The sequence below is a fragment of the Pantoea sp. X-Soil-ISGK-355 genome (assembly GCF_059730805.1).
The window spans coordinates 2,225,212-2,250,286 of the sequence record NZ_AP035971.1 but is presented as its reverse complement, the minus strand read 5'-3'; the positions used below and the strand labels follow the sequence as shown (position 1 = coordinate 2,250,286).

The 25,075-nt window shown below is 54.0% G+C and carries 21 protein-coding genes; 9 read left to right on the top strand and 12 right to left on the bottom strand.

The genetic code is table 11. The features are described from left to right. Positions 1 to 21: 21 nt before the first annotated feature. The gene (locus AC6I8J_RS10410; RefSeq protein ID WP_033732860.1) at positions 22 to 1,557 is read right to left on the bottom strand and encodes a SpoVR family protein; all 1,536 of its coding nucleotides are present in this window, start codon (positions 1,555 to 1,557) and stop codon (positions 22 to 24) included. Positions 1,558 to 2,061: 504 nt separating this feature from the next. Between AC6I8J_RS10410 and AC6I8J_RS10405 the strand changes: the two genes are divergently transcribed. Next, on the top strand, positions 2,062 to 3,363 hold the full coding sequence (locus AC6I8J_RS10405; protein ID WP_013358073.1) for a D-amino acid dehydrogenase: 1,302 nt from the start codon (positions 2,062 to 2,064) through the stop codon (positions 3,361 to 3,363). Positions 3,364 to 3,382: 19 nt separating this feature from the next. Continuing rightward, positions 3,383 to 4,453, top strand: coding sequence for a catabolic alanine racemase DadX (dadX, locus tag AC6I8J_RS10400; RefSeq protein WP_161734032.1), 1,071 nt, complete (start codon positions 3,383 to 3,385; stop codon positions 4,451 to 4,453). Here the strand turns inward: dadX and AC6I8J_RS10395 are convergent. The 6 genes from AC6I8J_RS10395 to yeaG form a co-directional block, all read right to left on the bottom strand. Next, positions 4,446 to 5,639 carry a multidrug effflux MFS transporter gene (locus tag AC6I8J_RS10395; RefSeq protein WP_161734030.1) on the bottom strand — a complete coding sequence of 398 codons (1,194 nt, stop codon included), beginning with the start codon at positions 5,637 to 5,639 and terminating at the stop codon, positions 4,446 to 4,448. The two genes, dadX and AC6I8J_RS10395, sit on opposite strands and share 8 nt — an antisense overlap. A 127-nt stretch (positions 5,640 to 5,766) precedes the next feature. Beyond that, a complete protein-coding gene (gene wbaP / locus AC6I8J_RS10390) occupies positions 5,767 to 7,233 on the bottom strand; it encodes an undecaprenyl-phosphate galactose phosphotransferase WbaP (protein WP_161734028.1) in 1,467 nt (488 codons plus the stop codon). A 376-nt stretch (positions 7,234 to 7,609) separates the two neighbouring features. Then, on the bottom strand, positions 7,610 to 7,843 hold the full coding sequence (locus AC6I8J_RS10385; protein ID WP_013358069.1) for a DUF1480 family protein: 234 nt from the start codon (positions 7,841 to 7,843) through the stop codon (positions 7,610 to 7,612). 78 nt (positions 7,844 to 7,921) lie between these two features. Further along, on the bottom strand, positions 7,922 to 9,649 hold the full coding sequence (locus AC6I8J_RS10380; RefSeq protein WP_161734026.1) for a potassium/proton antiporter: 1,728 nt from the start codon (positions 9,647 to 9,649) through the stop codon (positions 7,922 to 7,924). 248 nt (positions 9,650 to 9,897) lie between these two features. After that, positions 9,898 to 11,172, bottom strand: a complete 1,275-nt coding sequence (locus AC6I8J_RS10375; RefSeq protein ID WP_110330377.1) for a YeaH/YhbH family protein — start codon at positions 11,170 to 11,172, stop codon at positions 9,898 to 9,900. 89 nt (positions 11,173 to 11,261) lie between these two features. Next, entirely contained in the window at positions 11,262 to 13,196 is a 1,935-nt protein-coding gene (yeaG, locus tag AC6I8J_RS10370; protein ID WP_003852739.1) for a protein kinase YeaG, read from the bottom strand. A 420-nt stretch (positions 13,197 to 13,616) separates the two neighbouring features. On the opposite strand from yeaG, the gene AC6I8J_RS10365 reads away from it, so the two are divergent. Then, positions 13,617 to 14,366: a MipA/OmpV family protein gene (locus AC6I8J_RS10365; RefSeq protein WP_222925399.1), complete on the top strand. Its 750-nt coding sequence runs from the start codon at positions 13,617 to 13,619 to the stop codon at positions 14,364 to 14,366. Between the two features lie 72 nt (positions 14,367 to 14,438). Beyond that, entirely contained in the window at positions 14,439 to 15,290 is an 852-nt protein-coding gene (locus AC6I8J_RS10360) for an aldo/keto reductase (protein ID WP_161734022.1), read from the top strand. On the opposite strand, the gene AC6I8J_RS10355 is transcribed toward AC6I8J_RS10360, so the two are convergent. Next, positions 15,287 to 16,186, bottom strand: coding sequence for a D-hexose-6-phosphate mutarotase (locus AC6I8J_RS10355; RefSeq protein ID WP_161734020.1), 900 nt, complete (start codon positions 16,184 to 16,186; stop codon positions 15,287 to 15,289). The two genes, AC6I8J_RS10360 and AC6I8J_RS10355, sit on opposite strands and share 4 nt — an antisense overlap. Positions 16,187 to 16,260: 74 nt before the next feature. Continuing rightward, complete coding sequence (gapA, locus tag AC6I8J_RS10350) at positions 16,261 to 17,259, bottom strand: glyceraldehyde-3-phosphate dehydrogenase (protein WP_497825338.1); 999 nt, start codon at positions 17,257 to 17,259, stop codon at positions 16,261 to 16,263. Between the two features lie 342 nt (positions 17,260 to 17,601). On the opposite strand from gapA, the gene msrB reads away from it, so the two are divergent. Continuing rightward, complete coding sequence (msrB, locus tag AC6I8J_RS10345; RefSeq protein WP_222925402.1) at positions 17,602 to 18,012, top strand: peptide-methionine (R)-S-oxide reductase MsrB; 411 nt, start codon at positions 17,602 to 17,604, stop codon at positions 18,010 to 18,012. Between the two features lie 4 nt (positions 18,013 to 18,016). Continuing rightward, positions 18,017 to 18,298: a YeaC family protein gene (locus AC6I8J_RS10340; RefSeq protein WP_013358061.1), complete on the top strand. Its 282-nt coding sequence runs from the start codon at positions 18,017 to 18,019 to the stop codon at positions 18,296 to 18,298. Positions 18,299 to 18,328: 30 nt separating this feature from the next. Here AC6I8J_RS10340 and pncA read toward each other — a convergent pair whose 3' ends face one another. The 3 genes from pncA to sppA all read right to left on the bottom strand — a co-directional run bounded on the left by pncA (position 18,329) and on the right by sppA (position 21,915). Beyond that, the gene (gene pncA, locus AC6I8J_RS10335; protein WP_161734016.1) at positions 18,329 to 18,937 is read right to left on the bottom strand and encodes a bifunctional nicotinamidase/pyrazinamidase; all 609 of its coding nucleotides are present in this window, start codon (positions 18,935 to 18,937) and stop codon (positions 18,329 to 18,331) included. 16 nt (positions 18,938 to 18,953) lie between these two features. Next, the gene (gene ansA, locus AC6I8J_RS10330) at positions 18,954 to 19,967 is read right to left on the bottom strand and encodes an asparaginase (protein WP_161734014.1); all 1,014 of its coding nucleotides are present in this window, start codon (positions 19,965 to 19,967) and stop codon (positions 18,954 to 18,956) included. An 85-nt stretch (positions 19,968 to 20,052) separates the two neighbouring features. Continuing rightward, positions 20,053 to 21,915 carry a signal peptide peptidase SppA gene (sppA, locus tag AC6I8J_RS10325; protein WP_497825337.1) on the bottom strand — a complete coding sequence of 621 codons (1,863 nt, stop codon included), beginning with the start codon at positions 21,913 to 21,915 and terminating at the stop codon, positions 20,053 to 20,055. A gap of 173 nt (positions 21,916 to 22,088) precedes the next feature. Between sppA and AC6I8J_RS10320 the strand changes: the two genes are divergently transcribed. The 3 genes from AC6I8J_RS10320 (at position 22,089) to AC6I8J_RS10310 (ending at position 25,057) form a co-directional block, all read left to right on the top strand. After that, positions 22,089 to 22,640 (top strand): NAD(P)H nitroreductase, encoded by a 552-nt coding sequence (locus AC6I8J_RS10320; protein ID WP_161734010.1) that lies wholly within the window; start codon positions 22,089 to 22,091, stop codon positions 22,638 to 22,640. A 192-nt stretch (positions 22,641 to 22,832) separates the two neighbouring features. Further along, positions 22,833 to 24,749, top strand: a complete 1,917-nt coding sequence (locus AC6I8J_RS10315; RefSeq protein ID WP_253418784.1) for a DNA topoisomerase III — start codon at positions 22,833 to 22,835, stop codon at positions 24,747 to 24,749. Next, positions 24,746 to 25,057 (top strand): DUF1496 domain-containing protein, encoded by a 312-nt coding sequence (locus AC6I8J_RS10310; RefSeq protein WP_161734006.1) that lies wholly within the window; start codon positions 24,746 to 24,748, stop codon positions 25,055 to 25,057. Before AC6I8J_RS10315 ends, AC6I8J_RS10310 begins: the two co-directional genes overlap by 4 nt. Positions 25,058 to 25,075: the final 18 nt, after the last annotated feature.

Genomic DNA, 25,075 nt, shown 5'->3' with positions numbered 1-25,075 from the left:
GGTTTTTTTATGTTTAGCCTGTCAGAGCGATGAACCGCGCGGCGGATTACGATCCAGTAACTCAACGCTGCCATCTTCGTTCTGCTGTTCCAGAATCACATCAAATCCCCACAGACGATGCACATGCTTCAGCACCTCGCGACGACTCTTATCGAGCGGCGTCCGGCTCTGCGGCACATAGCGCAGAGTCAGTGAACGGTCACCGCGCACATCCACGTTATAGACCTGAATGTTGGGTTCGAGATTACTCAGGTTGTACTGCGCAGAGAGCTGCTGGCGAATTGCCCGATAGCCTGCTTCATCATGAATAGCGGCGATTTCGAGATAGTTATTGCGGTCATCATCCAGCACGGTAAACAACCGGAAGTCACGCATCACTTTCGGCGACAGGAACTGGCTGATAAAACTCTCATCCTTGAACTCACGCATCGCAAAATGCAGCGTTTCCAGCCAGTCTGAACCGGCGATATCCGGGAACCAGTAGCGATCCTCTTCGGTCGGTGACTGACAGATGCGCTTAATATCCTGCATCATCGCAAAGCCTAAGGCGTAAGGGTTGATGCCGTTATACCACTGACTGTTATAGGGTGGCTGAAACACGACGTTAGTATGGCTGTGCAGGAACTCCATCATAAAGCGTTCAGACACTTTGCCTTCGTCATAGAGGTGATTCAGGATGGTGTAGTGCCAGAAGGTCGCCCAGCCTTCATTCATCACCTGGGTCTGTTTTTGCGGATAGAAATACTGGCTTACCTTGCGCACGATGCGCAGAATCTCACGCTGCCAGGGCTCCAGTAGCGGAGCGTTCTTCTCCATAAAGTAGAGCAGGTTTTCCTGCGGCTCAGAAGGGTAGCGCGCGGCTTCAAAGGCCACGGCTTCTGTTTCACGCCGTGGCAGCGTACGCCACAGGGTGTTCACCTGGCTCTGCAGATACTCTTCGCGGCTTTTCTGTCGCGCCTTCTCCTCCTGAAGGGAGATTTTTTGCGGGCGTTTATAGCGATCAACGCCATAATTCATCAGGGCATGGCAGGAGTCGAGCAGCCGCTCGACTTCTTCGACGCCATAGCGCTCTTCGCAGTCACTGATGTAGTTTTTGGCGAACAGCAGGTAATCGACAATCGATCCGGCATCCGTCCAGCTGCGGAACAGATAGTTATTCTTGAAGAAGGAGTTATGGCCATAACAGGCATGCGCCATCACCAGCGCCTGCATGGTCATGGTGTTCTCTTCCATCAGGTAGGCGATGCAGGGGTTGGAGTTGATAACGATTTCATAGGCCAGACCCTGCTGACCATGCTTATAGCGCTGCTCGGTCTCAATAAACTTTTTACCGAATGACCAGTGTGAATAGTTGATGGGCATGCCAACGCTGGAATAGGCATCCATCATCTGTTCTGAGGTAATCACTTCAATCTGGTGCGGGTAGGTATCAAGCCGGTACAGTTTAGCAACCCGGTCTATCTCTGCTAAATAGACATCAAGCAGTTCAAATGTCCAGTCTGGTCCGTCATTGAGTCGTTTGCTGTCTCTGATGGCTTCGTCAAAGATCGTCGTCATAGCGCACCTCTTTTTTGCAAACCGGCTGACCCGAAAGACAACCCGTTCTGGTTATTTAAGGCTTCATCCTGAAAAAGGGAACCCGAAAAAAACTGAGCGAACACAACAATGATAGCCCACTGTCGCTTATCCGAAATGCGAACTCAAACGAATTCTTTGGCACAAAATCATTCAGACAGATGCGGCAGAGAAATTAATAGCTTTTAATTCGAACGTTATTTTAAAACGCGGAATATCATCCTGTTTATAAGCAGAATGTATGGGGTTGAAGCATTCTCCTGCCATGCGCAGATTTAACTGCCTCCGTTGTCATTTATTTCTGTGTTTATGGAATAAGACGCATAAAGCGCTGAAATTGGCTGTGCGACAAGATTTTAGTTACCTGAAAAGTGAAAAAGATGTGAAATAGATGCTGAATTTATGGGGTGGTGTCCGCTGTGTAAATCCGCTGACTATCATCTCCTGAACAGTGAATTATGCTTTTACATGCCGGGTGGGGGAGCTATGCACGTAGTCATTCTTGGAAGTGGTGTGGTTGGCGTGGCAAGTGCCTGGTATCTGGCGCGTGCCGGACATCAGGTTACGGTCATTGATCGTCAGCCTGCTGCGGCGATGGAGACCAGCGCAGGAAATGCTGGTCAGATCTCACCGGGTTATGCCGCGCCCTGGGCGGCACCAGGCGTGCCGCTGAAAGCAGTGAAGTGGATGTTCCAGCGTCATGCGCCGCTGGCTATCCGGCTGGATGGCAGTAGTTTTCAGCTGGAGTGGATGTGGCACATGCTGCGTAATTGCGACATCAACCACTATCAACAGAACAAAAGCCGCATGGTGCGGATTGCCGAATACAGTCGTGACTGTCTGAAAGCGTTGCGCGCTGAGACCGGCATCGCCTATGAGGGTCGTCAGGGCGGAACATTGCAGCTTTTCCGCACGCAGCAGCAGTTCGACAGCGCCAGTAAAGATATTGCGGTGCTCCGCGACGCGGGCGTGCCCTATGAGCTGCTGGAGGCGCATGAGCTGTCTCGCGTGGAACCGGCGCTGGCGGCAACCCAGCATAAACTCACTGGTGGACTGCGCCTGCCTAACGATGAAACCGGTGACTGCCAGCTCTTTACGCAGCGACTGGCAAAAATGGCCGAAGAGGCGGGCGTGGTTTTCCGCTTTAACACCCCGGTCGATCACCTGCTGCGCGATGGCAATCGCATTTATGGTGTGAAGTGCGGCGAGGAGATCATCAAGGCGGACAGCTATGTAGTGGCCTTTGGTTCCTACTCGACCGCACTGCTGAAAAACGTCATTGATATTCCGGTCTATCCGCTGAAAGGCTACTCACTCACTATTCCGATTAAAAATCCTGAGGCTGCACCGGTTTCGACGATTCTGGATGAAACCTACAAAGTGGCGGTGACCCGGTTTGACGATCGTATCCGCGTCGGCGGGATGGCGGAAATTGTTGGTTTTAACACCAGACTCACCGAAGCGCGGCGGGAAACGCTGGAGATGGTGGTCAGTGATCTCTATCCTGAAGGCGGTCATCTCGCGCAGGCGAGTTTCTGGACCGGTCTGCGTCCGATGACGCCAGACGGTACGCCGATTGTCGGTGCCACGCCACTCTCCAATCTTTATCTCAATACCGGTCACGGTACGCTGGGCTGGACGATGGCGTGTGGTTCTGGTCAGTTGCTGGCCGATCTCATCTCCGGTAAAAAGCCAGCCATTGCGGCGGATGACTTAGCGGTGTTCCGCTACTTACCCGGTTTCGCGGCGACCTCATCGCCGCTGCGTAACGCCAACGCAACTCGTTAAGTATTCAGGGAGAGAGAGGATGTCACGTCCGATTGTCGCTACCATTAACCAACAGGCGCTTCGTCATAACCTGACGGTTGTTCGCCAGGCGGCGCCCGTATCCCGCGTCTGGTCAGTGGTGAAAGCCAATGCTTATGGCCATGGCATTGATCGTGTACGCGAAGCGTTATCTGCCACCGACGGCTTTGCGCTGCTTAATATGGAAGAAGCCATTCTGCTGCGCGAGCAGGGCTGGAAAAAACCGATTCTGCTGCTGGAGGGATTTTTCCAGCCAGAGGATCTGCAGCTGATTGACCGCTATCGCCTGACCACCAGCATACACAGTAACTGGCAAATCAAGGCGCTAGCCAGTGCGAGCCTTTCTGCGCCGATTGATATCTATCTCAAAATGAACAGCGGCATGAACCGTCTGGGCTTTCGCCCGGAGCAGGTTTCTGGCGCCTGGCAGAAGCTGCGGGCGCTGAGCAATGTTGGTGAGATGACGCTGATGGCCCATTTTGCCGATGCCGAAAATCCGCAGGGCCTGATTGCACCGCTGCAGCGTGTTGATCAGGCGGCGGAGGGGCTGAACTGCCCGCGGTCGCTCTCGAATTCCGCCTGCACCTTATGGCATCCTGAAGCGCATTTTGACTGGGTCCGGCCCGGTATTATTCTGTACGGTGCGTCGCCCAGCGGTGACTGGCAGGACATTGCCGGCAGTGGCCTGAAGCCAGTGATGACCCTGAGCAGTGAGATTATTGCGGTTCAGCAGTTACAGGCGGGCGATGGCGTCGGTTACGGCTACCGTTATCACGCCAGCACGTCGCAGCGGATTGGCGTCGTAGCCTGTGGTTACGCCGATGGCTATCCGCGCCATGCCCCTACGGGCACGCCGGTCTGCGTCGATGGCGTGATGACGCAGGTGGTTGGTGCCGTTTCCATGGATATGATCACGGTGGATTTAACCCCCTGTCCGCAGGCGGGCATCGGTTCTTCTGTTGAGCTGTGGGGTGAGCAGGTGAAAATCGATCAGGTGGCAAAAGCGGCCGGAACGGTAGGGTACGAACTGATGTGCGCGCTGGCACCCCGCGTCCCGGTCACGGTTATTTAAGCGCGGTCAGGCTGCCGCGCATCTTTCTGCTGCAGCGCCAGGCGATAAAGGCCAGCGCTGCACCCAGCAGCATCATCAGACTCAGCGACAGCTTCTCCGCCACCGGCAGCGCGACGATCACCAGGCTGCCTGCCGCACCACCGGCCATCTGAATAAAGCCCTGCAGGGCGGACGCCACGCCCGCCTGTTGCTGATAGGGCTCCAGCGCATAGCTGGTGGCCGGTCCCACAGTAAAGGCCAGTCCGGCCACCGACACGGCGACCGGGAACATGTAGAGCGCCCAGTGCGTCTGCATCTCCGCCGGGAAAATCTGCATCCCTGCCACCAGCAGCACCGCGCCCAGCAGCATGGTGAAGAATCCCATTGCCAGGCAGAACGGCCGACCTGCTTTACGAATCGCTTTATTCACGAACATACTGACAAACATGATCCAGAAACCGTTAGCGCCGAACGCAAACGAGAACTGGATCGGCGTCAGCCCGCCTTCGGTCATTAGTACCTGCGGTGCCAGCGACACATAGGTCAGCACCATACCCAGCGCACCGGCATTGGCAAAGGCGAAGGCCAGGAAGCGCGGCTGACGCAGAATTTCAGCGTACTGTTTAACCGGTAATCCTTTTACCCGCAGCGTATCAGCCGGACGTGTTTCTGGCAGCCATATAATCACCAGCAGCGTAATCAGCACGCCGTAGGCGCAGAGGAACCAGAAGGGTGCGCGCCAGTCGAAGGCGCTGGCCAGGAGTCCGCCCAGCAGCGGTGCCAGGGCTGGAACGATGTTCAGTGCACCGTTCAGAAAACCATAGGCGCGGGCGGCATCATCACCGCTGAGGCGGTCGCGGACGCCGCTAAAGGCGACTACCGCGCTGCAGCAGACGCCACAGCCCTGCACCAGACGGGCAAGGACGAATAGCGGAAATGAGGTGGCGGTAGCGGCGATGGCGCTGCCGGTGATGTAAAGGCCCAGCCCCAGCAGGGCAATCGGCTTACGGCCATAGTTGTCCACCAGCGGACCGGTCACCAGCTGGCCCAGTCCCATCACCAGCAGAAACAGAGGAATGGTGGTCTGTACCAGTGAGACCGGCGTATCCAGCCCTTCAGCGATTTGCGGCAGCGTGGGCAAATAGAGATCGATGCCTAAAGGTGCCAGCAGCACCAGGCTTAATAACAGCAGAGTAAATTTTTGCATAACAACCAGAGGGTAAACGTTCTGTTAAAAAACGAGCGCAGAGGGTAATGATTCAGAGGCAAAAAAGATAGAGGAAGTCGTGCGGAAAGTGCGATGCCTGCTGTAAACAGGCATCGCAGGGTCTTGCTTAGTAAGCACCGTCGCGGCGTAGCACCACGCCTGCGGTTTTGAACAGGATCGCGATATCGGTCCAGAGCGCCCAGTTTTTGACATACCAGGAGTCAAAATAGACGCGGGTATCATAGTCGATATCGTTACGTCCGCTGACCTGCCAGAGGCCGGTCATGCCTGGCTTGGCCATCAGGTAGTAGTCGACGTCACCGGCATAACGCTCCAGTTCAGCTTCGATGACCGGACGCGGGCCGACCAGACTCATCTCACCGCGAATCACGTTCCAGAGCTGCGGCAATTCGTCGAGGCTGGTTTTACGCAGGAAGCTGCCAATCCGGGTTACGCGCGGGTCATTCTTCAGTTTGAAATCTTTGTCCCACTCCATCCGTGCCTCTTCACTGGTCGCCAGCAATTTCTCCAGCACCTCTTTGGAATTGGTCACCATGGAACGGAATTTCAGACATTTGAATTTTTTGCCATTCTGGCCCACACGTTCGTGACCATAAATTGCATTGCCGCCGTCACGTTTCACCATATAGCAGAGCAGGGCGAAGATTGGGCCAAGGAACAGCAGCAGCATCGACGCTACGACGATATCAAAGGCACGCTTCATGAAACGTGAGGAGTGCTTCGCCAGGTTATTGCTGACTCGCAGGATCATCACTTCATGACTGAAGATAAAGGACATGTCGGTGCCGTAAAGCGGCACGCCGCGCAGCGTCGGGATCACCGAGACGGACCGGCAGTTCATCTTCGACAGGAATTTCAGCCAGCGATCGCGCATCGGCTGCTGCTCATACTCCATGGCAACAATAAACTGCACATTGTCACGGTCAATGGTCTGCCAGTTAATGTCTTTCCAGGTGATCACTGGCACACCATTCACGCTCTGCTGAGCAGGAACCTCATCCACCGAGATAAAGGCCTGCACGTTGTAGCCCAGGATCTCTTCACTCTGCAGCGCCGCATACGCTTCAGTGGCATTGCGGCCGGAACCGATAATGATGGTCTCTTTCTGCCACTGGCCCGCCTTGTTAATGGCACGTTTAACCAGAGCACGCATCAGCGGCAGCAGCAGCAGGGCATATGTCCAGCTGAAGACCCACACCATGCGGGAGAAGTCCCATTTAGAGAAGGCGATAAGCGCCAGGTCAAGCAGCGAGAAAACAAATAATGTTTTAACGATCTCTTTCAGTTCAAACCAGAAGGGTTTGCGATAGGTGTAATGGCGCAGACGTACCCAAAACCAGCCGGTACACATGACTGACATAATAAACTGAGCCACAAAACGATATTCAATCTGATGCGGTGGAATAAAAGTATCCAGCTCGCCCCAAATACCCTGTATCGTCGCGGCAGATAAAAACAGCGCCAGGTTGAGTGCAATCAGATCGGAAAAACTCAGGGCGAATTTCACGATGATATTTTTACGCGTTCCGCTCCACGAGCGGCTCGGGCTATTCATTATCAATGTACTTGCCATAAAACCTGCTCTCTTTCTCAAGTAAAAGATGGCCTGATCAGAATCAAATACGCGCTCAGGAGTGGGCCTCTGAAAAATTAAAAAATAATTTTCAGTCTGTTGCAGTCAGTACAGCCAGTGCAGCTGCAAAAAAGGTAACGATTAAAGCGTGATGGTAATCACGAAATGTTGCAGCATTGAGAATGAGTATGCAGGAGTTATTTGACAGAGTTAATACGGAAAAAATCTGAAAACATCAAAAGTGATTAAAGTTTTAAATCTATAACTACATGTTTTTGTTTAATAAAATAAGGAAGAGGTCAGTTATAACCAAACTGTTTAAGACACTTTTTAGGAATTACCGCCAAATCATATGACTGGCGGTAGTGATAGTGACTCAGGCAGGTTTCTTTAAAATCCAGCGGTCCTGCTGTTTATCGTAGTGGCCAATCTGCAGATTCACTGGCTCCCCGTCAATCCAGGCCGGTACGCTGGTATCACGATCCCAGCCATCGAGTTGGGTAATTAAGCCGGGATTGGTGTGACAGGGGATACTGACGGTGTCGGCGTTCTCACTGTCAAGATCGGCATCTACAATCTCATAACGACCAATTTTAACCACGTGTCCCATTCATTTCTCCCGTTTTAACTGGCATTGACTGTTAAGCTTAGCGCACTGAGAGAAAATAACGTGGCTGAATGATTAGGATTATTCCTTCTCTTCAGCCGGACGGACACCAATCTTTACGATGCGGTTATCCTCTTTCTCCGCGACGGTCCAGGTCAGCTGATTCCACTCCACCTGATCGCCGACGACTGGCGAGCCACCCAGCATCGCCAGCACCAGTTGCCCCAGCGACTGCTGATCGTTGGTGCGCTCATCCAGCTCGAGTCCGTAAATCTGCGCAACGTCGCGCAGGCGGGCCTCTGCATCCAGAATAAAGTCACCAAAGAAGCGCTGGTCGAGCGAAACCGGCGGCGACTGGCTAAACATTTTGCCCAGCGCCGGAAGATCGCGCTCACGGCCAATCACGCAGATGACGTCGTTCTCTTTCAGCCGTGTGCCGCCGTTGGGGTGCATCAGTACATTGTCACGGAACAGGGCAGCGATGCGGGTCTCGCGCGGCATCTTTAGGTCACGCAGCGCGGCACCGACGCACCACTTGTCGGCGCTGAGCTGATAGACAAACTGCTCCCACGGGTTTTCCGGGTGAATGTCCAGACCGATACGGCTGATCGGCGAGGCGGTCGGCGGCACCACTACTTTGGCTTTTTTCGCCGCAAAGCCCAGCGAGGTACCCTGCAACATCAGGGAGACCAGCACCACAAAGAAGGCGATATTGAAATAGAGCGAGGCGTTCTCTAAGCCGGCCATCATCGGGAAGACTGCGAGGATAATCGGCACCGCACCGCGTAAGCCGACCCAGCTGATAAAGACCCGCTCGCGGGTGGTGAAGTTGCGGAATGGCAACAGGCCAATAAACACCGACAGCGGACGCGCCACCAGAATCAGCCACAGGGAGAGGATCATCGCGGGTACCGCGATATGCCATAAATCAGACGGCGTCACCAGCAGACCCAGCACAATAAACATGCCAATCTGGCTCAGCCAGGCCATCCCATCAAAGGTCTGCAGAATGCCGTGACGGTTACGAATCGGGCGGTTGCCCAGTAAGAAGCCGCACAGATAGACCGCCAGGATGCCGCTGCCCTCTAACACGGTGGTGAGGGCAAACACCAGAATGCCGCCACTCAACGCCAGTAGCGGATAAAGCCCTGGGGCCAGACTGATCCGGTTAATCAACTGCTGCAGCGCCCAGCCACCACCCAGGCCCAACACGATACCCAGACCGAACTGCTGCACCAGATGCACCAGGAACATCCAGTCAAGGCCGCTGCGGCCCTGTTCAATCATCTCTATCAGGGTGATGGTCAGAAACACCGCCATTGGGTCGTTACTGCCCGACTCAATCTCCAGCGTAGAGCTGACGCGCTCATTCAGGCCTTTGTCACCCAGCAGGGAGAAGACGGCGGCGGCATCTGTGGATCCGATAATGGCGCCAATCAGGAAGCCCTGCATCATGTCCAGGTTAAATAGCCAGGCGGCCACCACGCCGGTCAGACCTGCGGTGATCATTACCCCGACGGTAGCCAGCGACAGCGCAGGCCCCAGCGCGACTTTAAACGAGCTGGCTTTGGTTCGCATGCCACCATCCAGCAGGATGATCGCCAGTGCCAGGTTTGAAATCAGATACGCCGCGGGATAGTTATCAAAGGCGATGCCGCCGATACCATCAATACCGGTCAGCATACCCAGTGCAAGGAAGATAACCAGAATAGGAATGCCCAGCCGGGACGAGAAAGAGCTGAGCAGAATACTCGATGCGACCAGCACGGAACCAATGATAAACAGACTGTAGACAATAGTGTGGTTCAAACCCGGTCTCCTGAGATATGACAGTGCGATGCAGCAAGGGGTGACAAATATCCATGCTATCTCTGAAAGATAATGTTTTATCAAGGAGTTGTCATTGTGAAAATGCGTATTATACGAATTGCTTAACAGCATATGGAATCAGATTAATGTGAAGAATGAGGGGGTTGGCAGGCAAGCGGGAGAAAACAGACTGTTTTAGCATGTTATTCGGCAGATAAAAAAAGCCGGTGATTAACCGGCTTAGTGCATCAGGCTTCCGTTGCCTGTTTATGGAACAGCGATCGGAATACCGGATAGATATCTTCCGGCTCACGAATATGTTCAATGGCAAAGTTATCAAACGTCGCCTGCAGATGCTCATACTCGCGCCATAGGGTCTGATGCGCCCGGCGGGTGATCTCGATATAACTGTAGTAACGCACGACCGGCAGAATGTGCTTCGCCAGAATCTCATGACAGAGCGGCGAATCGTCGGCCCAGTTATCACCATCGGAGGCCTGAGCTGCATAGATATTCCATTGCGCCGGGTCATAACGCTCTTTTACTACCTCATCCATCAGTTTCAGCGCACTGGAAACGATGGTGCCGCCGGTCTCCTGAGAGTAGAAGAACTCCTGTTCATCCACTTCTTTAGCCTGCGTATGATGGCGGATATAAACCACATCGACATTCTTGTAGGTGCGGCTCAGGAACAGGTAGAGCAGGATATAGAAGCGTTTTGCCATGTCCTTAGTCGCCTGGTCCATCGAACCGGAGACATCCATCAGACAGAACATCACCGCCTGGCTGGAGGGCTCCGGGCGCTTCTCAAAGTTTTTGTAGCGCAGATCGAAGGTGTCGATAAAGGGCACCCGTTCAATGCGCGCCCGTAACTCGGCAATCTCTCTACGCAGCCGTTCCTCCTCCAGCAGTTGTGCCGGTTCAGCATTCTCAACTTCCTGCAGCGTCTCTTCCAGTTCGTGCAGCATGCGGCGTTTACCTGCCGTCATCGCCGTACGACGCGCCAGTGAGTTCTGCAGTGAGCGCACAACGCTGATATTGGCTGGCACGCCATTAGAGGTGAAACCGGCCCGGTGGGTCTTATACTCATTAAGCTGACGATGCTGGTTGCGACGCAGGTTAGGCAGGGCGAGATCTTCAAACAGCAGGTCAAGATACTCATCTTTCGATATCTGAAAGACAAACTCATCCTGACCTTCACCATCCTGACTGGCATTGCCCTGACCACTGCCGCCACCACCGCCACCCTGCGGACGCTCAACGCGGTCATTCTGAACAAAATGGTCGTTGCCCGGATGGACCCGATGGCGGTTACCGCCGCGGCCCTGATGGAAAATGGGCTCATTAATATCGTCAATCGGGATAGAGACGGACTCACCGCTGCTTACGTCGGTCACCGAGCGTTTATTGATGGCCTCGGAGATCGACTGCTTAATTTGCGACTTATAACGGCGCAAGAAGCGCTGGCGGTTAACCGCGCTCTTGTTTTTGCCGTTAAGCCGGCGATCGATGAAATAGGCCATGGTATTCCCCCAAACTACATTGTAAGCAGGCCGGGCGAACCCGACCCTGTCAGACCGGTATCACTTACCGGCAAGCTTACAGACTCTTATCAGGACGATTTACGCACACGCAGATACCATTCGCACAGCAGGCGAACCTGTTTGCGGGTATAGCCTTTTTCCATCATGCGATCGACAAAATCATCATGCTTTTTCTGCTCATCGGTAGAGGTCTTGGTGTTAAACGAGATGACCGGCAGCAACTCTTCCGTATTCGAGAACATTTTTTTCTCAATCACGGTGCGCAATTTCTCGTAACTGGTCCAGTTTGGATTGCGACCGTTATTGTGTGCCCTGGCGCGCAGCACGAAGTTGACGATCTCGTTACGAAAATCTTTCGGATTACTGATACCAGCAGGCTTCTCGATCTTCTCAAGCTCCGCGTTGAGCGATTCACGGTCAAACAACTGTCCGGTATCGGGATCGCGATACTCCTGATCCTGAATCCAGAAGTCGGCATAGGTCACATAGCGATCAAAAATGTTCTGACCATATTCAGAGTAGGATTCCAGATAGGCGGTCTGAATCTCTTTGCCAATAAACTCAGCATATTTGGGAATCAGATAACCTTTGAGGTGCTCAAGGTATTTCTCAGCCTGATCCTGCGGGAACTGCTCACGTTCGATTTGCTGCTCAAGCACGTAGAACAGATGCACCGGGTTAGCCGCTACTTCGGCGTGATCGAAGTTAAATACCCGCGACAGGATCTTAAAGGCAAAGCGGGTTGAAAGACCGTTCATACCTTCATCCACACCGGCGTAGTCGTGATATTCCTGCCATGACTTCGCTTTAGGGTCGGTATCTTTCAGGCTTTCGCCGTCATAGACCCGCATTTTAGAGTAGATACTGGAGTTCTCCGGATCCTTGAGACGTGACAGGATAGAGAAGCGTGCCAGCGTTTCCAGCGTACCCGGTGCGCAGGGCGAGGTTGCCAGCTCACTATGATTAAGCAGTTTGTCGTAAATTTTGATCTCTTCAGAAACCCGCAGGCAGTAGGGCACCTTGACGATATAAACGCGGTCAAGGAACGCCTCATTATTCTTGTTGTTACGGAACGTCACCCACTCTGATTCGTTGGAGTGCGCCAGAATAATGCCGTTAAACGGCAGCGCCGAAATCCCCTCGGTGCCGTTGTAGTTCCCTTCCTGCGTTGCTGTCAGGAGGGGGTGCAGCACCTTAATCGGCGCTTTAAACATCTCCACGAACTCCATGATGCCCTGGTTCGCGCGGCAGAGTGCACCAGAGTAACCGTAGGCATCAGGATCGTTTTGCGCGTGGTTTTCCAGTTTACGGATATCCACTTTACCCACCAGAGCAGAGATATCCTGGTTGTTCTCATCACCCGGCTCGGTTTTGGCGATCGCCAGCTGTTCCAGAATCGACGGCCAGACTTTTACGACTTTGAACCGCGAAATATCGCCACCAAAGTCGTGAAGGCGTTTCGCGGCCCACGGCGACATGATGGTGCCGAGGTAACGGCGCGGCACGCCATACTCTTTTTCGAGAATATGCGCGTCTTCCTGCGGATTGAACAGGCAGAGAGGATGATCATTGACCGGACTGCGTTCACCGTCAGCGCTCAGCACATAGATGGGCACCCGCTGCATCAGCGACTTAAGCCGTTCCGCCAGGGAAGATTTACCACCACCGACCGGACCCAGTAAATAGAGGATCTGTTTCTTCTCCTCAAGTCCCTGAGCGGCATGTTTCAGATAGGAGACGATCTGTTCAATCGCTTCCTCCATGCCATAAAATTCCTCGAACGCCGGATAGCGTCCCATCACACGGTTGGAGAATATTCTGGAAAGGCGTGGCTCCTGAGCAGTGTCGACCATTACTGGCTCTCCGATGGCCATTAACAGTCGCTCTGCAGCGTTGGCGTATGCACTGCGATCCTGCTTACAGATAGCAAGAAATTCCTGCAGTGTGAACTCTTCGTCCTTGGCAGCTTCATAACGCTGACGATAGTGATCGAATATATTCATAGCGATGCCCGTCCTTTCGTTTTTAGCACAGGTAAGGAGCGTAATTTAAGACGTGTAGCAGCTCCCGGAAGATATTCTCTGTTGAGTACAGCAACCCTTATGCCAACCTGATCTTTTTTATCGGGATACACAACTTTTATGGTTACTCTGCTCGTACAAAATCTCTGCTGTTAATTCTAACTGTAGATGGCTTCTAGGAAATTTCCTCCACGGGTTTGAGCGAATGAGGGGGAGATCAAGACGAATCCGGATCAGTTAAGAGATGAGTTCGTATGGGTGATGCTTTAACTTAACGTGTTTTTAACCTTTGGTGCCACATTCATCTGTTGGTTGCTTAAAGGATTTCGATATAAGTTAATCCAGCCGTAAAAAAACGTTAGACTTCCTGTTTGATTGTTATATTTATGGAATGAATAAATTGTGAACCAATTCAAATTTAAGACGCTTGTTGCACTTTTACCCTGTTGTTTACTGGCGGCGCACGCCAGTGCCGCTCCGCTTTCTGTAGGGGCATCGGTTATCTATGCCGACTCACCTTATCGTGGCGGACAGGACCGTTATCTTCCGGTTCCGGTTATCAATTATGAAGGTGAAAACTTCTGGTTCCGTAGCCTGCAGGGCGGTTACTACCTGTGGAAAGATCCTCAGAATCAGCTCTCTCTGACGCTACTGGGCTCACCGCAGGAGTACAAACCCAGCGACAACGATCTGGGCGATATGAAAGGGCTGGATAAGCGCCGCATGACGCTAATGGGTGGCGCAACCTATCGTCACACCGCCGACTGGGGGGTTGTCCGTACGGCATTGCTGGGCGACGTGCTGAATAACAGCAACGGCATGATCTGGGACCTGACTTACCTCTACCCCATCCAGATGGGCGACTTCAGCCTGACGCCGGGCATCGGTGCCATGTGGAATAGCGCCAATCAAAACCGTTATTATTACGGTGTTTCCGCGCATGAAAGCGCACGTACCGGCATCAGTCGTTACAATCCGGACGACAGCTGGTCACCTTATGTTGAGCTGAGTGCCAGCTATCAGATTGCAACGCAGTGGAATGTTGGCGTGGTAGGACGTTACACCCGCTTTGACAGCGAAATCAAAGACAGTCCAATGATTGATAAGAGCGGGCAGACGACGATCTGGACAGGTGTCAGCTACACCTTCTGATAACGCACCGAAAGAGGGCACCCAGTGCCCTCTGTTCTTTTATGGGGCCTCAGAATGAGGCGGGAGAGCAGAATGCACAACACGATTAACTTCGCTGGCTTCAATAACCTGCCGTTAATCGGGCAGGGCACATGGTATATGGGCGAAAACCCGGCGCAGCGGGCCGGTGAAGTCGCGGCATTGCAGGCAGGTCTTGAATGTGGATTGCAGCTAATTGATACCGCCGAAATGTATGCAGACGGCGGCGCTGAAGAGGTGGTCGGGCAGGCACTGCAGGGGCGTCGCGATAAAGCGTTGCTGGTGTCGAAGGTCTATCCGTGGAATGCCGGCGAAGTGGATGCCATTGAAGCCTGTGAGCGCAGCCTGCGCCGTCTGCAGACCGACTACCTTGATCTCTACCTGCTGCACTGGCGCGGTAACATCCCGCTGGAAGAGACTCTGCGCGCCATGGAGCGCCTGCAGCAGCAGGGCAAGATTCGTCACTGGGGCGTCTCGAATTTTGATACTGATGATATGGCCGAACTGTGGGACGAACCCGGAGGCGAACAGTGTGCGACCAACCAGGTACTCTACCATCTGGCTTCACGCGGTATTGAATTTGATCTGCTGCCCGTCTGTCAGCAGCGTGGCGTGCCGGTGATGGCCTATTGTCCGCTGGCACAGGCTGGACGGCTACGGGACGCGCTGTTTACCGACGTGGTGCTGAATCAGATTGCACAACAGAAGGGCATCAGCGTGGCGCAATTACTGCTGGCCTGGGTAATTCGTCAGTCTGGCGTCATTGCCATTCCCAAAGCCAGTTCTGTGGTTCATGTTCATGAGAATGCTGCGGCACTGGAGGTGGAACTGACCGATGAAGAATTGCAGCTCATCGATCGTGCCTGGCCAGCACCACAGCATAAATTACCGCTGGATATCGTTTAGCCGTTGCCCCTGTCGCTGGCTGCGGCTTTCTTCTTCAGGCGGAATGTTGTAGCCAGACGTGCTGGCTTTTCACCTGCGCTGCGTAATGGTTTGCTGATACGTGCCGTCTCTACGCAGACCATCGTCTTGTAACCTTCATTTGCCATGTCCGACATACTGCAGGAGAGTTCAACACCCGGATTCCACGTGACAACGTCACTATGATGATGGTGATAAACCTCAATCTGCCGTTCACCCGCCGTATCATTGATGACCGAGCAATCTTCTGCTGCAGTAAAAATACGGTCGATGCGCCCAGGATAACGCTGTCTGCCATCACTGCTGGCAACCTCGCCATTATTGACTTTGTCGATATAGCGGTTGCCCAGACCGGAGACCTCAACCCCGTTGATGTCACTGACGGTAAAGTAGCTATGCAGCGCTGCCGTGGCTTCAAAGTCACCATGAGCTTCCAGCTCAATCTCACAATGCTGACCCAGGCGGAAGCGGGCGATAAGGGTAAATTCGTGTGGCCACAGTTTCAGCGTCTGAGCGTTGCTCTCCAGCACCAGCGTCAGCATCACGCCATCTTCATTCTCATCATGCGCCGTCAGTTTCCATGTCTGAATCCGGGCGAAACCGTGAGCCGGTTCGCCTGCCGGACCAAACCAGGGCCAGCAGATCGGTACACCGCCACGAATCGCTTTGCCTGGTGAAAACAGACTTTTGCCGCTCAGCCAGAGTACCGGCTTTTCGCCACTCGGCTGCCAGGCGATCAGGTGCGCGCCCTGCAGCGTAATCGCTGCGCGTACCTTAGGGTGACTGATGACAATCGTCGGCAGTTCGCCAACCTGACGCTGGGAAAGGTAAGGGGAGATCTGCGTGACTACGGGCAGAGAAAACAGTTTATCTTGCATGTTCGATTCCTTCCTGTGCGGATCAAAAAAAGGGCGACCGAAGTCGCCCTTAATCTTAATGATGTCTGTCTGCCTTATTTAGCAGAAACCAGCGCAATCAGGTCAAGAACTTTGTTTGAGTAGCCAGTTTCGTTGTCATACCAGGAAACCAGTTTCACAAAGTTGTCGTTCAGCGCGATACCCGCTTTAGCATCAAACACTGAAGTCAGGACTTCGCCGTTGAAGTCGGTAGAAACCACGTCATCTTCAACGTAGCCCAGAACGTCTTTCATCTCACCTTCTGCAGCAGCTTTAATGGCAGCACAGATTTCTTTGTAAGAGGCCGCTTTTTCCAGACGCACGGTCAGGTCAACAACGGAAACGTTAGGGGTAGGTACGCGGAATGCCATACCGGTCAGTTTGCCGTTCAGCTCTGGCAGAACTTTACCAACGGCTTTTGCTGCGCCAGTTGATGAAGGAATGATGTTCTGCGATGCGCCACGGCCGCCGCGCCAGTCTTTGTGAGACGGGCCATCAACGGTTTTCTGGGTAGCAGTGGTAGCGTGAACAGTGGTCATCAGACCTTCAACGATACCGAACCTGTCGTTGATGACTTTTGCCAGCGGTGCCAGGCAGTTGGTGGTACAGGAGGCGTTAGAAACGATATCCTGGCCATCATATTTGTCGAAGTTTGCACCACGAACAAACATTGGGGTGTCATCTTTAGATGGACCGGTCAGAACGACTTTCTTAGCACCTGCGGTGATGTGTTTACGCGCGGTTTCGTCGGTCAGGAAGATACCGGTTGCTTCCGCAACAACGTCAACGCCCACTTCATCCCACTTCAGGTTCGCTGGATCACGTTCAGCAGTAACACGGATTTTTTTACCGTTAACCACCAGTGCGCCATCCTGAACTTCTACGGTGCCGTCGAAACGACCGTGCGTAGAGTCATACTTCAGCATGTACGCCATGTAATCCGCGTCCAGCAGGTCGTTGATAGCAACGATTTCGATGTCAGAACGCTTTTGAGCAGCACGGAAAACGATGCGACCGATACGGCCGAAACCATTGATACCTACTTTGATAGTCATATATTCCACCAGCTATTGGTTAGTGAATAAAAGGTTGCCTGTAAAATTACAAAAACCTTACCAGGCGTCAAGCGGAATCGTGTCAATTGTTGCGACAGGTCAATTCGCCTGACAGGAATAATTCGATGCGCAACCGCTTGCGCGCCGCCAATGATATCGCGTTTCGTCGAACCAATCGCCGAATATATAGGGATGCCCGGGATAAAAGGTGATCAAAGTCACAATTACGCTTTGCAGTGGACGGCTTGAAAGGGTGAGCACAAAAAAAGACCCGGTAATGTTGATCATTTGTTAGAATAATAGTCGAATTTTTCAGAATGGCACTTCCCCGGAATCCTAAAAATGGCTAAAGACACCGCACCCGACGCAAAAATCGCCGAGCTGACAGAAATGCAGCGTTATGTGACACAGCAACGCGGAACGGAACCGCCTTACAGCGGCGCACTGCTGCACAACAAGCAGGAAGGGATTTACCACTGCCTGGTCTGTGAGGCGCCACTTTTTCTCTCAGAGACTAAATATGATTCTGGCTGTGGCTGGCCCAGTTTCTATCAGCCGTTCAGTGACGATGCAATTCGCTACATCGAAGATAATTCACACGGCATGCAGCGTGTTGAGATCCGCTGTGGCAGCTGCGATGCGCATCTGGGGCATGTCTTCCCCGATGGCCCGCAACCGACCGGTGAACGCTACTGTGTTAACTCCGCCTCGCTGAATTTCACCGACGAGCAGGGCGAACAGACCAAAGGGTAAGGCGATGAAGGAACAACTTGAAGCGATGCTTGCGTCGATGACACCTGAAGTCTACGAACGACTGGCAACAGCAGTTGAGATTGGAAAATGGCCGGATGGCGTGGCACTGACGCAGGAACAGCGCGACAACTGTCTGCAACTGGTTATGTTGTGGCAGGCAAGACATAACGATGCGCCGCAGCATATGACCATCGCTAAGGGCGGCGAGATGGTGATGAAGTCGAAAAAAGAGCTGAAAGAAGCGTTCGGCATCGATCCGGATGTCACCCGCATTCATCTGCACTAAAAAAAAGCTGGCGTCATGCCAGCTCCTTTTTTAAATCAGAATCGCGCCCTGCGCCGTCATCTGAGCAAAGGCGATTTCACTGTCCTCAGGATTGAGATTAACGCCGCGGCAACCTTCTTTGACCACCTCGACGTGATACCCCAATTCCAGCGCATCCAGCACGCTATATTTCACGCAGTAATCTGTCGCCAGCCCCAGCATCACCAGATGGGTGATGCCACGCTCACGCAGCCAGCTGTCCAGCTCGGTTTTACGACGGTGGCCATTATCAAAAAAGGCGCTGTAGCTGTCGACATCCTGATCTTCACCTTTATGGAACGTCGCATCGAACAGTGAACGATCCAGACCGGGATGGAAATCCGCACCTGCTGAGCCCTGAATGCCGTGATCGGGCCACCAGATTTGCGCCAGACCATTTAACTCGCCCAGCGTGTAGACCGGCTCACCGGAAACCGAGGCAAAGCTGCCGTGATCGGCCGGGTGCCAGTCCTGCAGGGCCAGTACGCATTCACCGTTCTCACGGAACAAACGCGCATAGCGATTAGCCACCTCGACCGTGTGGTCGCCCTCATGGACTGCCATCGGGCCGCCGGGGCAAAAATCGTTCTGAATATCAATAATGATGAGTGCCCGCTTCATTACATGTCGCTCCGTTTCAGTCTTCAGTCAGTTCGCCGCGCAAATTCTGCTGCATTCTGGCACGGATTTGATCGGCAGAGAGTTCCTGACTGAGTAAAAAGTGTAGCTTGGTCAGCGCGGCTTCTACCGTCAGGTCAAATCCGCTAATCACGCCAGCCTCTTCCAGCGCATTGCCGGTGGCGTATCCGCCCATATTCACCTTGCCTGAAATACACTGGGTCAGGTTTACTACCACGATACCACGTTCGCTGGCCTGCTGAAGTTCGGCCAGAAATTCCTTGTTCTGCGGGGCATTGCCCACGCCATAAGAACGCAGGATCAGCGCCTTCACCGGCTGACGCAGGAAGTTACGCACCACGTCGGCGGAAATTCCTGGATAGAGGGTGACCACACCAATGGGCTGAGGTGTAATGGTGTGAACGTTCAGTTCACCCTGACCGGACGGGGCAGGTGGCGTATTGAGGCGGCGAATATGAATGCCCGCTTCCAGGAGTGCGGAGAGGTTCGGCGAAGCAAAGGCGTTGAAGCCATCGGCATGAGCCTTGGTGGTACGGTTACCGCGATAAAGTGTGTTATTGAAAAACAGAGACACTTCGCTAATCGGATAGTTAGCCGCTACATAAAGAGAATTCAACAGATTCTGCTGACCATCTGAGCGCAGTTCCGCCAGTGGAATCTGCGACCCGGTCACGATCACCGGCTTGGCCAGATTTTCCAGCATGAACGAGAGCGCAGAGGCGGTAAACGCCATGGTGTCAGTGCCATGCAGAATCACAAAGCCATCGTAGCGATCGTAATTTTGTCGGATATCGTTGGCGATAAACTGCCAGTCTTCCGGGGTCATGTCGGATGAGTCGATCAGCGGCTGATATTCATGAATGGTGAAATCAGGCATCTCGGGGCGGTGGAACTCGGGCATATTCGCCAGCTGCTGCTGCAGGTGCCCTGAGACCGGAATATAGCCCTGCGCAGAGCGCTGCATACCGATTGTCCCGCCCGTGTAGGCAACGTAGATGTTTTTCTTTTGCATTAGAGAACTCAGACTCGCCATAAAACGCGCAGTATAAGGGGAATAGCGGGGAAAAGCAGCCCGACCAGCGGCCGGGCTGAGAGGTTTATCGCACTTCGCCGCAGTTCAGGCAGAAGGCATAACGATTCTGAGGATCGTTCTGCTTGTCGAACAGACCCGGCTGGGCTTTCATGGCACTCATCACATCCAGCATCGGTGCGGGCAGCCAGGCTTTCAGCGTATCCGGCAATACGGCCTGTACAGAGGCGTTCATCTGGCCCAGCACCATATCCAGGAAAGTCGGTTCATCCTGATACCAGCTCAGCATAGGTTTACTGACTTTAGCCAGCTCGCCCGCCTTCTTCACGGCATCATCGAAGTCACCCAGCGCATCCACCAGACCATTGGCTTTGGCATCGCTGCCGGTCCAGACATGGCCCTGCGCGATCGCATCAATCTGCTCTGGGGTTTTATGACGCGACTTCGCCACCAGACCCACAAAGTTGCGGTAGCCATTTTCGATAGTCAGCTGCATCAGCTGCTGAACTTCCGCTGGCAGCGCTTTGGTGGTAGAGATATCCGCCAGCGGGGAGGTCGCGACACCATCTGTGTGTACGCCAATGCTGTCCAGACTGTTCTCCAGCGTATTAATCACACCGAAGATACCAATCGAGCCGGTCAGCGTGCTGGGGTTCGCCACAATATAGCTGGCAGGCGTTGAGATCCAGTAACCGCCGGATGCCGCCATGCCGCCCATAGAGACCACAATCGGCTTACCTGCGGCCTGGGCCGCCGCCAGCTCTTCACGAATGGCTTCCGAAGCCGTCACGCTGCCACCCGGGCTGTTGACCCGCAGAATGATCGCTTTGATTTTTGGATCGAGACGCGCATCGCGAATCTGCGCGGCCGTGGTATCACCACCCACGTTGCCCGGCGTCTCTTCCCCATCCATGATGGCACCGCTGGCCATGACGACCGCAATGTTGCCATCCTGGTGCGAGGAGGCTGGTTTCACGCTGTAGTCATAGATGCTGACGTTACGGTAATCGTTGCTCTGCTTATCCAGACCAAAGGTTTTTACCAGCTCCTGATCGGCTGCTGCACGGGAACCCAGGGCATCGACCAGCTTGTTATCCAGCGCATATTGCGCGGTATCGCCTTTAACCGCGTTTAAACCAGCAATAATCGCTGCCGCGCCAGGGAAGAGTTGTTCCGGCGTCAGCTGGCGATTCGCCGCCACGGTATTCAGGTAGTTCTGCCACAGCTGACCGACCCAGCGGCTGTCAGCATCACGTGCCGCTGGTGACATGTCGTCACGCAGGAATGGCTCGACCGCTGATTTATAGGTCCCGACACGGAAGACGTGTGAGGTGACTTTCAGCTTCTCCAGCAGGGTTTTGTAGTAGAGTCCATTGGTGGCGAAACCATGCAGATCCACGGTGCCCTGCGGCGACAGATAGATTTTCGTGGCGTAGCTGGCAAGGTAGTATTGCGCCTGGCTGTAGCTGTCGCCCAGAGCATAAATTGGCTTGCCGCTGTCGCGGAATTCACGCAGCGCTTTACCCACATATTGCAGCGAAGGCTGATCGCCACCGGCAAACTCGCGTAGATCGAGCACCATGCCTTTAATGTTGCTGTCACCTTTTGCCTGGCGAATGGCATCGACCACATCAAACAGCGAATTTTCCTGTAAGCGATCACTGCTGGCACCCAGCAGCTGGCGACCAATTTTACTCAGACGGTTGCTTACCGACGGTTTATCCACCAGCACGCCGCTGAGATCGACCTTCAGCGCGCCCTGCTGAATCGGCGCTGAACTGCCGCCCGATCCGCTGACCTGAAGCCAGATCCCTACACCCACCACAATCAACAAAATCAGGAAAATATTCAGAATAAATTCCCTGATAAAATTCAATACCCGCCAGCTCCAGCGGAACAGACCTGCAATTATTCGCCACAATGTGCGCATCAGACTCTCCATAAATATGTAGCAGGAAGTGGCCGCCGCGCGGACCAGACTTCCCCGACGAGCTCATCCTAAAGAGCGGCGTGTGAAAAGTCAGCAGGAAATCACTGCGCACTGTTACAAAAAATCTGCCTGTGCCAGGATAATGGCAACATTACAGAGATCGGGAGAGAAACATGGACGCACTGGAGTTACTGGTCAACCGACGTTCGGCTTCACGCCTGACTGAGCCGGCACCCGCAGGTGACGCACTGGAAAATATCCTGCGGGCTGGCATGCGCGCCCCGGATCACGGCACGCTGCAACCCTGGCGCTTCATCATTGTAGAAAATGAAGGGCGTGACCGGATGAGTCAACTGCTGGAGAGGGCGGCACGCGATAGCCAGCTGGATGAAAAGGCGATTAATAAAGCGAGCCAGGCGCCGTTTCGCGCACCGATGATTATTACCGTGGTGGCACATTGCGAAGAGCACCACAAAGTGCCGCGCTGGGAACAGATTGCCTCGGCCAGCTGTGCGGTGATGGCGATGCAGATGGCAGCGCTTGCTCAGGGTTACAACGGTATCTGGCGCAGCGGTCCCTGGACCGATGACGAGCAGGTACGGCAGGGTTTTGGCTGCCGCGAGCAGGATGCCATTGTTGGCTTCCTTTATCTGGGGACCCCGCAACTGAAATCCAGCACCACGGTGCTCCCGCCTGACACCGCGCCTTTCGTCCGCTACTTCTAATCTGCATGTCCGGTTCCGGCAGGGTGCATTTCAGCCCTGCCTTTTGCACGGTTCCTGTGCGAACGATCGCTAACACCGCGCGTCACGCTTACGCCCGAAGCCCTGCCAGGCTAACATAGCCCCAAGATTCAAACCGACAGCGAACAACCGGTTATCACTGTGTTCCCCTGATGTTAAGGATGTCCTGATTCAATGCGTTTGTTTATTGCGGAAAAACCGAGCCTTGGGCGTGCTATCGCAGATGTGCTGCCGAAACCGCATCGCCGCGGTGATGGCTTTATTGCCTGCGGCAACGATCAGATCGTCACCTGGTGCGTGGGACACCTTCTGGAGCAGGCGCAGCCCGACAGTTATGACAGCCGTTACGCACGCTGGTCGCTGAACGATCTGCCGATCATCCCGGAAAAATGGCAGCTGAAACCGCGTCCGTCGGTCGCGAAGCAGCTGAAAGTGGTTGAAAGTCTGCTGGCGCAGGCGAGTGAAGTGGTGCATGCCGGTGACCCGGATCGGGAAGGGCAGTTGCTGGTGGATGAGGTGCTGGATTACCTTAACCTGCCGGCTGAAAAACGCAGCAAAGTGCAGCGCTGTCTGATCAACGATCTTAATCCTCAGGCAGTGGATCGAGCCGTAAATCGCCTGCGTGAGAATCGCGAGTTTATCCCGCTGTGCGTCTCTGCGCTGGCCCGCGCCCGGGCGGACTGGCTTTACGGCATCAACATGACCCGTGCCTGGACGCTGCTGGGACGCAATGCTGGCTACGATGGCGTGCTGTCGGTAGGTCGGGTGCAGACACCGGTACTGGGGCTGGTAGTCCGGCGCGATGAGGAGATCGAAAACTTCGTGCCGAAAGACTACTTCGAAGTTAAAGCACATATCCTCACGCCGGATGGTGCCAGATTTGTTGCCAGCTGGATTCCCAGCGAAGCCTGTGAGCCGTGGCAGGATGAAGAGGGGCGTCTGCTTAAACGCGCACTGGCCGATCATGTGGTAGCGCGTATCACCGGTCAACCCGCCATCGTCACAGCTTACAGTGATAAGCGCGAAAATGACGTCGCTCCGCTGCCATTCTCCCTGTCCAGCCTGCAGATCGAGGCCGCAAAACGGTACGGACTGAGTGCCCAGACGGTTTTGGACGCCTGTCAGCGGCTCTATGAAACACACAAACTGATTACCTACCCGCGTTCAGACAGCCGCTATCTGCCGGAAGAACATTTTGTTGGTCGTCATGCAGTCTTAAAGGCGATACAGGCGCATCAGCCCCAGCTTACCCCACCAGCAGACTTTAACGCCGATCGCAGAAATCGCTGCTGGGATGATAAAAAAGTCGATGCTCACCATGCCATTATTCCCACGGCCCGAAGCAGCGCGGTAAAGCTCAGCGAAAATGAACAGCATATCTATGAGCTGGTGGCACGCCAGTATCTGATGCAGTTCTGCCCGGATGCAGTATTCCGTAAATGTGTCATCGACCTTGATATTGCGGGCGGAAAATTTGTGGCGAAAGCGCGCTTCCTGGCTGAGGCGGGCTGGCGCGCACTGCTGGGCAGCAAAGAGCGTGATGAAGAGAACGACGGCATGCCGCTGCCAGAGGTGGCGAAGGGTGATGAGTTGCTGTGTGAGCGTGGCGAGGTGCTGGCGAAGCAGACTCAGCCGCCACGCCCGTTTACCGATGCGACGATTCTTTCTGCAATGACCGGCATCGCCCGTTTCGTTCAGGATAAAGAATTAAAGAAAGTGCTGCGTGCGACCGATGGTTTAGGAACGGAAGCCACACGTGCCGGCATTATCGAATTACTGTTTCGTCGTGGCTTCCTGGTGAAGAAGGGCCGTTACATCAATTCCACGGATGCAGGACGCGCCCTGATTCACTCTCTGCCCGATCTGGCCGCGCGCCCGGATATGACGGCGCAGTGGGAATCGACACTGACGCGTATCAGCGAAAAGGCCTGCCGCTATGATGAGTTTATGCAGCCGCTGGTGCAGACCTTAACCGGCCTTATCCAGCAGGCGCGGCAGCAGCCTGCGGCGCATGCATTTCGGGGATTACCGTCCACCGGACAGAAACGTCCGGTGCGCAAAACCAGGCGTAAAGTGAAGGAGACGGAATGAGGCATTATTCAGTATTACTGGCCCTGGCTCTGATGCTGGCGACCAGCGCAGTGCAGGCCAACAGTCGTTATCAGTCGATGCCACAACAGGGCAACAATGGTGTAAACACTGATGTAGTGGTGGATATGCCGCCTGAAGCCTGGACGCAGTCAGAGAGACGTCAGCAGGACTGTCTCCGCTGCTGTATCTTTGAGAACCGCAACTACACAGAAGGTGCGGTAGTGAAATCTGAGGGCGTGCTGCTGCAGTGTGCGCGTGATGAACAGTCTCTTGGCACCAACAACCTTATCTGGAAGATAGTGAAATAGCCGTCGCGTGGCGCTCTG

Coding starts and splice junctions, on each gene's coding strand:
- AC6I8J_RS10385 (WP_013358069.1), bottom strand. CDS start 7,843: ATGGGACACGTGGTTAAAATTGGTCGTTATGAGATTGTAGATGCCGAT.
- pncA (WP_161734016.1), bottom strand. CDS start 18,937: ATGAAGCGGGCACTCATCATTATTGATATTCAGAACGATTTTTGCCCC.
- ansA (WP_161734014.1), bottom strand. CDS start 19,967: ATGCAAAAGAAAAACATCTACGTTGCCTACACGGGCGGGACAATCGGT.
- AC6I8J_RS10320 (WP_161734010.1), top strand. CDS start 22,089: ATGGACGCACTGGAGTTACTGGTCAACCGACGTTCGGCTTCACGCCTG.
- AC6I8J_RS10410 (WP_033732860.1), bottom strand. CDS start 1,557: ATGACGACGATCTTTGACGAAGCCATCAGAGACAGCAAACGACTCAAT.
- AC6I8J_RS10405 (WP_013358073.1), top strand. CDS start 2,062: ATGCACGTAGTCATTCTTGGAAGTGGTGTGGTTGGCGTGGCAAGTGCC.
- msrB (WP_222925402.1), top strand. CDS start 17,602: ATGGCTAAAGACACCGCACCCGACGCAAAAATCGCCGAGCTGACAGAA.
- AC6I8J_RS10375 (WP_110330377.1), bottom strand. CDS start 11,172: ATGGCCTATTTCATCGATCGCCGGCTTAACGGCAAAAACAAGAGCGCG.
- yeaG (WP_003852739.1), bottom strand. CDS start 13,196: ATGAATATATTCGATCACTATCGTCAGCGTTATGAAGCTGCCAAGGAC.
- AC6I8J_RS10310 (WP_161734006.1), top strand. CDS start 24,746: ATGAGGCATTATTCAGTATTACTGGCCCTGGCTCTGATGCTGGCGACC.
- wbaP (WP_161734028.1), bottom strand. CDS start 7,233: ATGGCAAGTACATTGATAATGAATAGCCCGAGCCGCTCGTGGAGCGGA.
- gapA (WP_497825338.1), bottom strand. CDS start 17,259: ATGACTATCAAAGTAGGTATCAATGGTTTCGGCCGTATCGGTCGCATC.
- AC6I8J_RS10360 (WP_161734022.1), top strand. CDS start 14,439: ATGCACAACACGATTAACTTCGCTGGCTTCAATAACCTGCCGTTAATC.
- dadX (WP_161734032.1), top strand. CDS start 3,383: ATGTCACGTCCGATTGTCGCTACCATTAACCAACAGGCGCTTCGTCAT.
- sppA (WP_497825337.1), bottom strand. CDS start 21,915: ATGCGCACATTGTGGCGAATAATTGCAGGTCTGTTCCGCTGGAGCTGG.
- AC6I8J_RS10395 (WP_161734030.1), bottom strand. CDS start 5,639: ATGCAAAAATTTACTCTGCTGTTATTAAGCCTGGTGCTGCTGGCACCT.
- AC6I8J_RS10340 (WP_013358061.1), top strand. CDS start 18,017: ATGAAGGAACAACTTGAAGCGATGCTTGCGTCGATGACACCTGAAGTC.
- AC6I8J_RS10315 (WP_253418784.1), top strand. CDS start 22,833: ATGCGTTTGTTTATTGCGGAAAAACCGAGCCTTGGGCGTGCTATCGCA.
- AC6I8J_RS10355 (WP_161734020.1), bottom strand. CDS start 16,186: ATGCAAGATAAACTGTTTTCTCTGCCCGTAGTCACGCAGATCTCCCCT.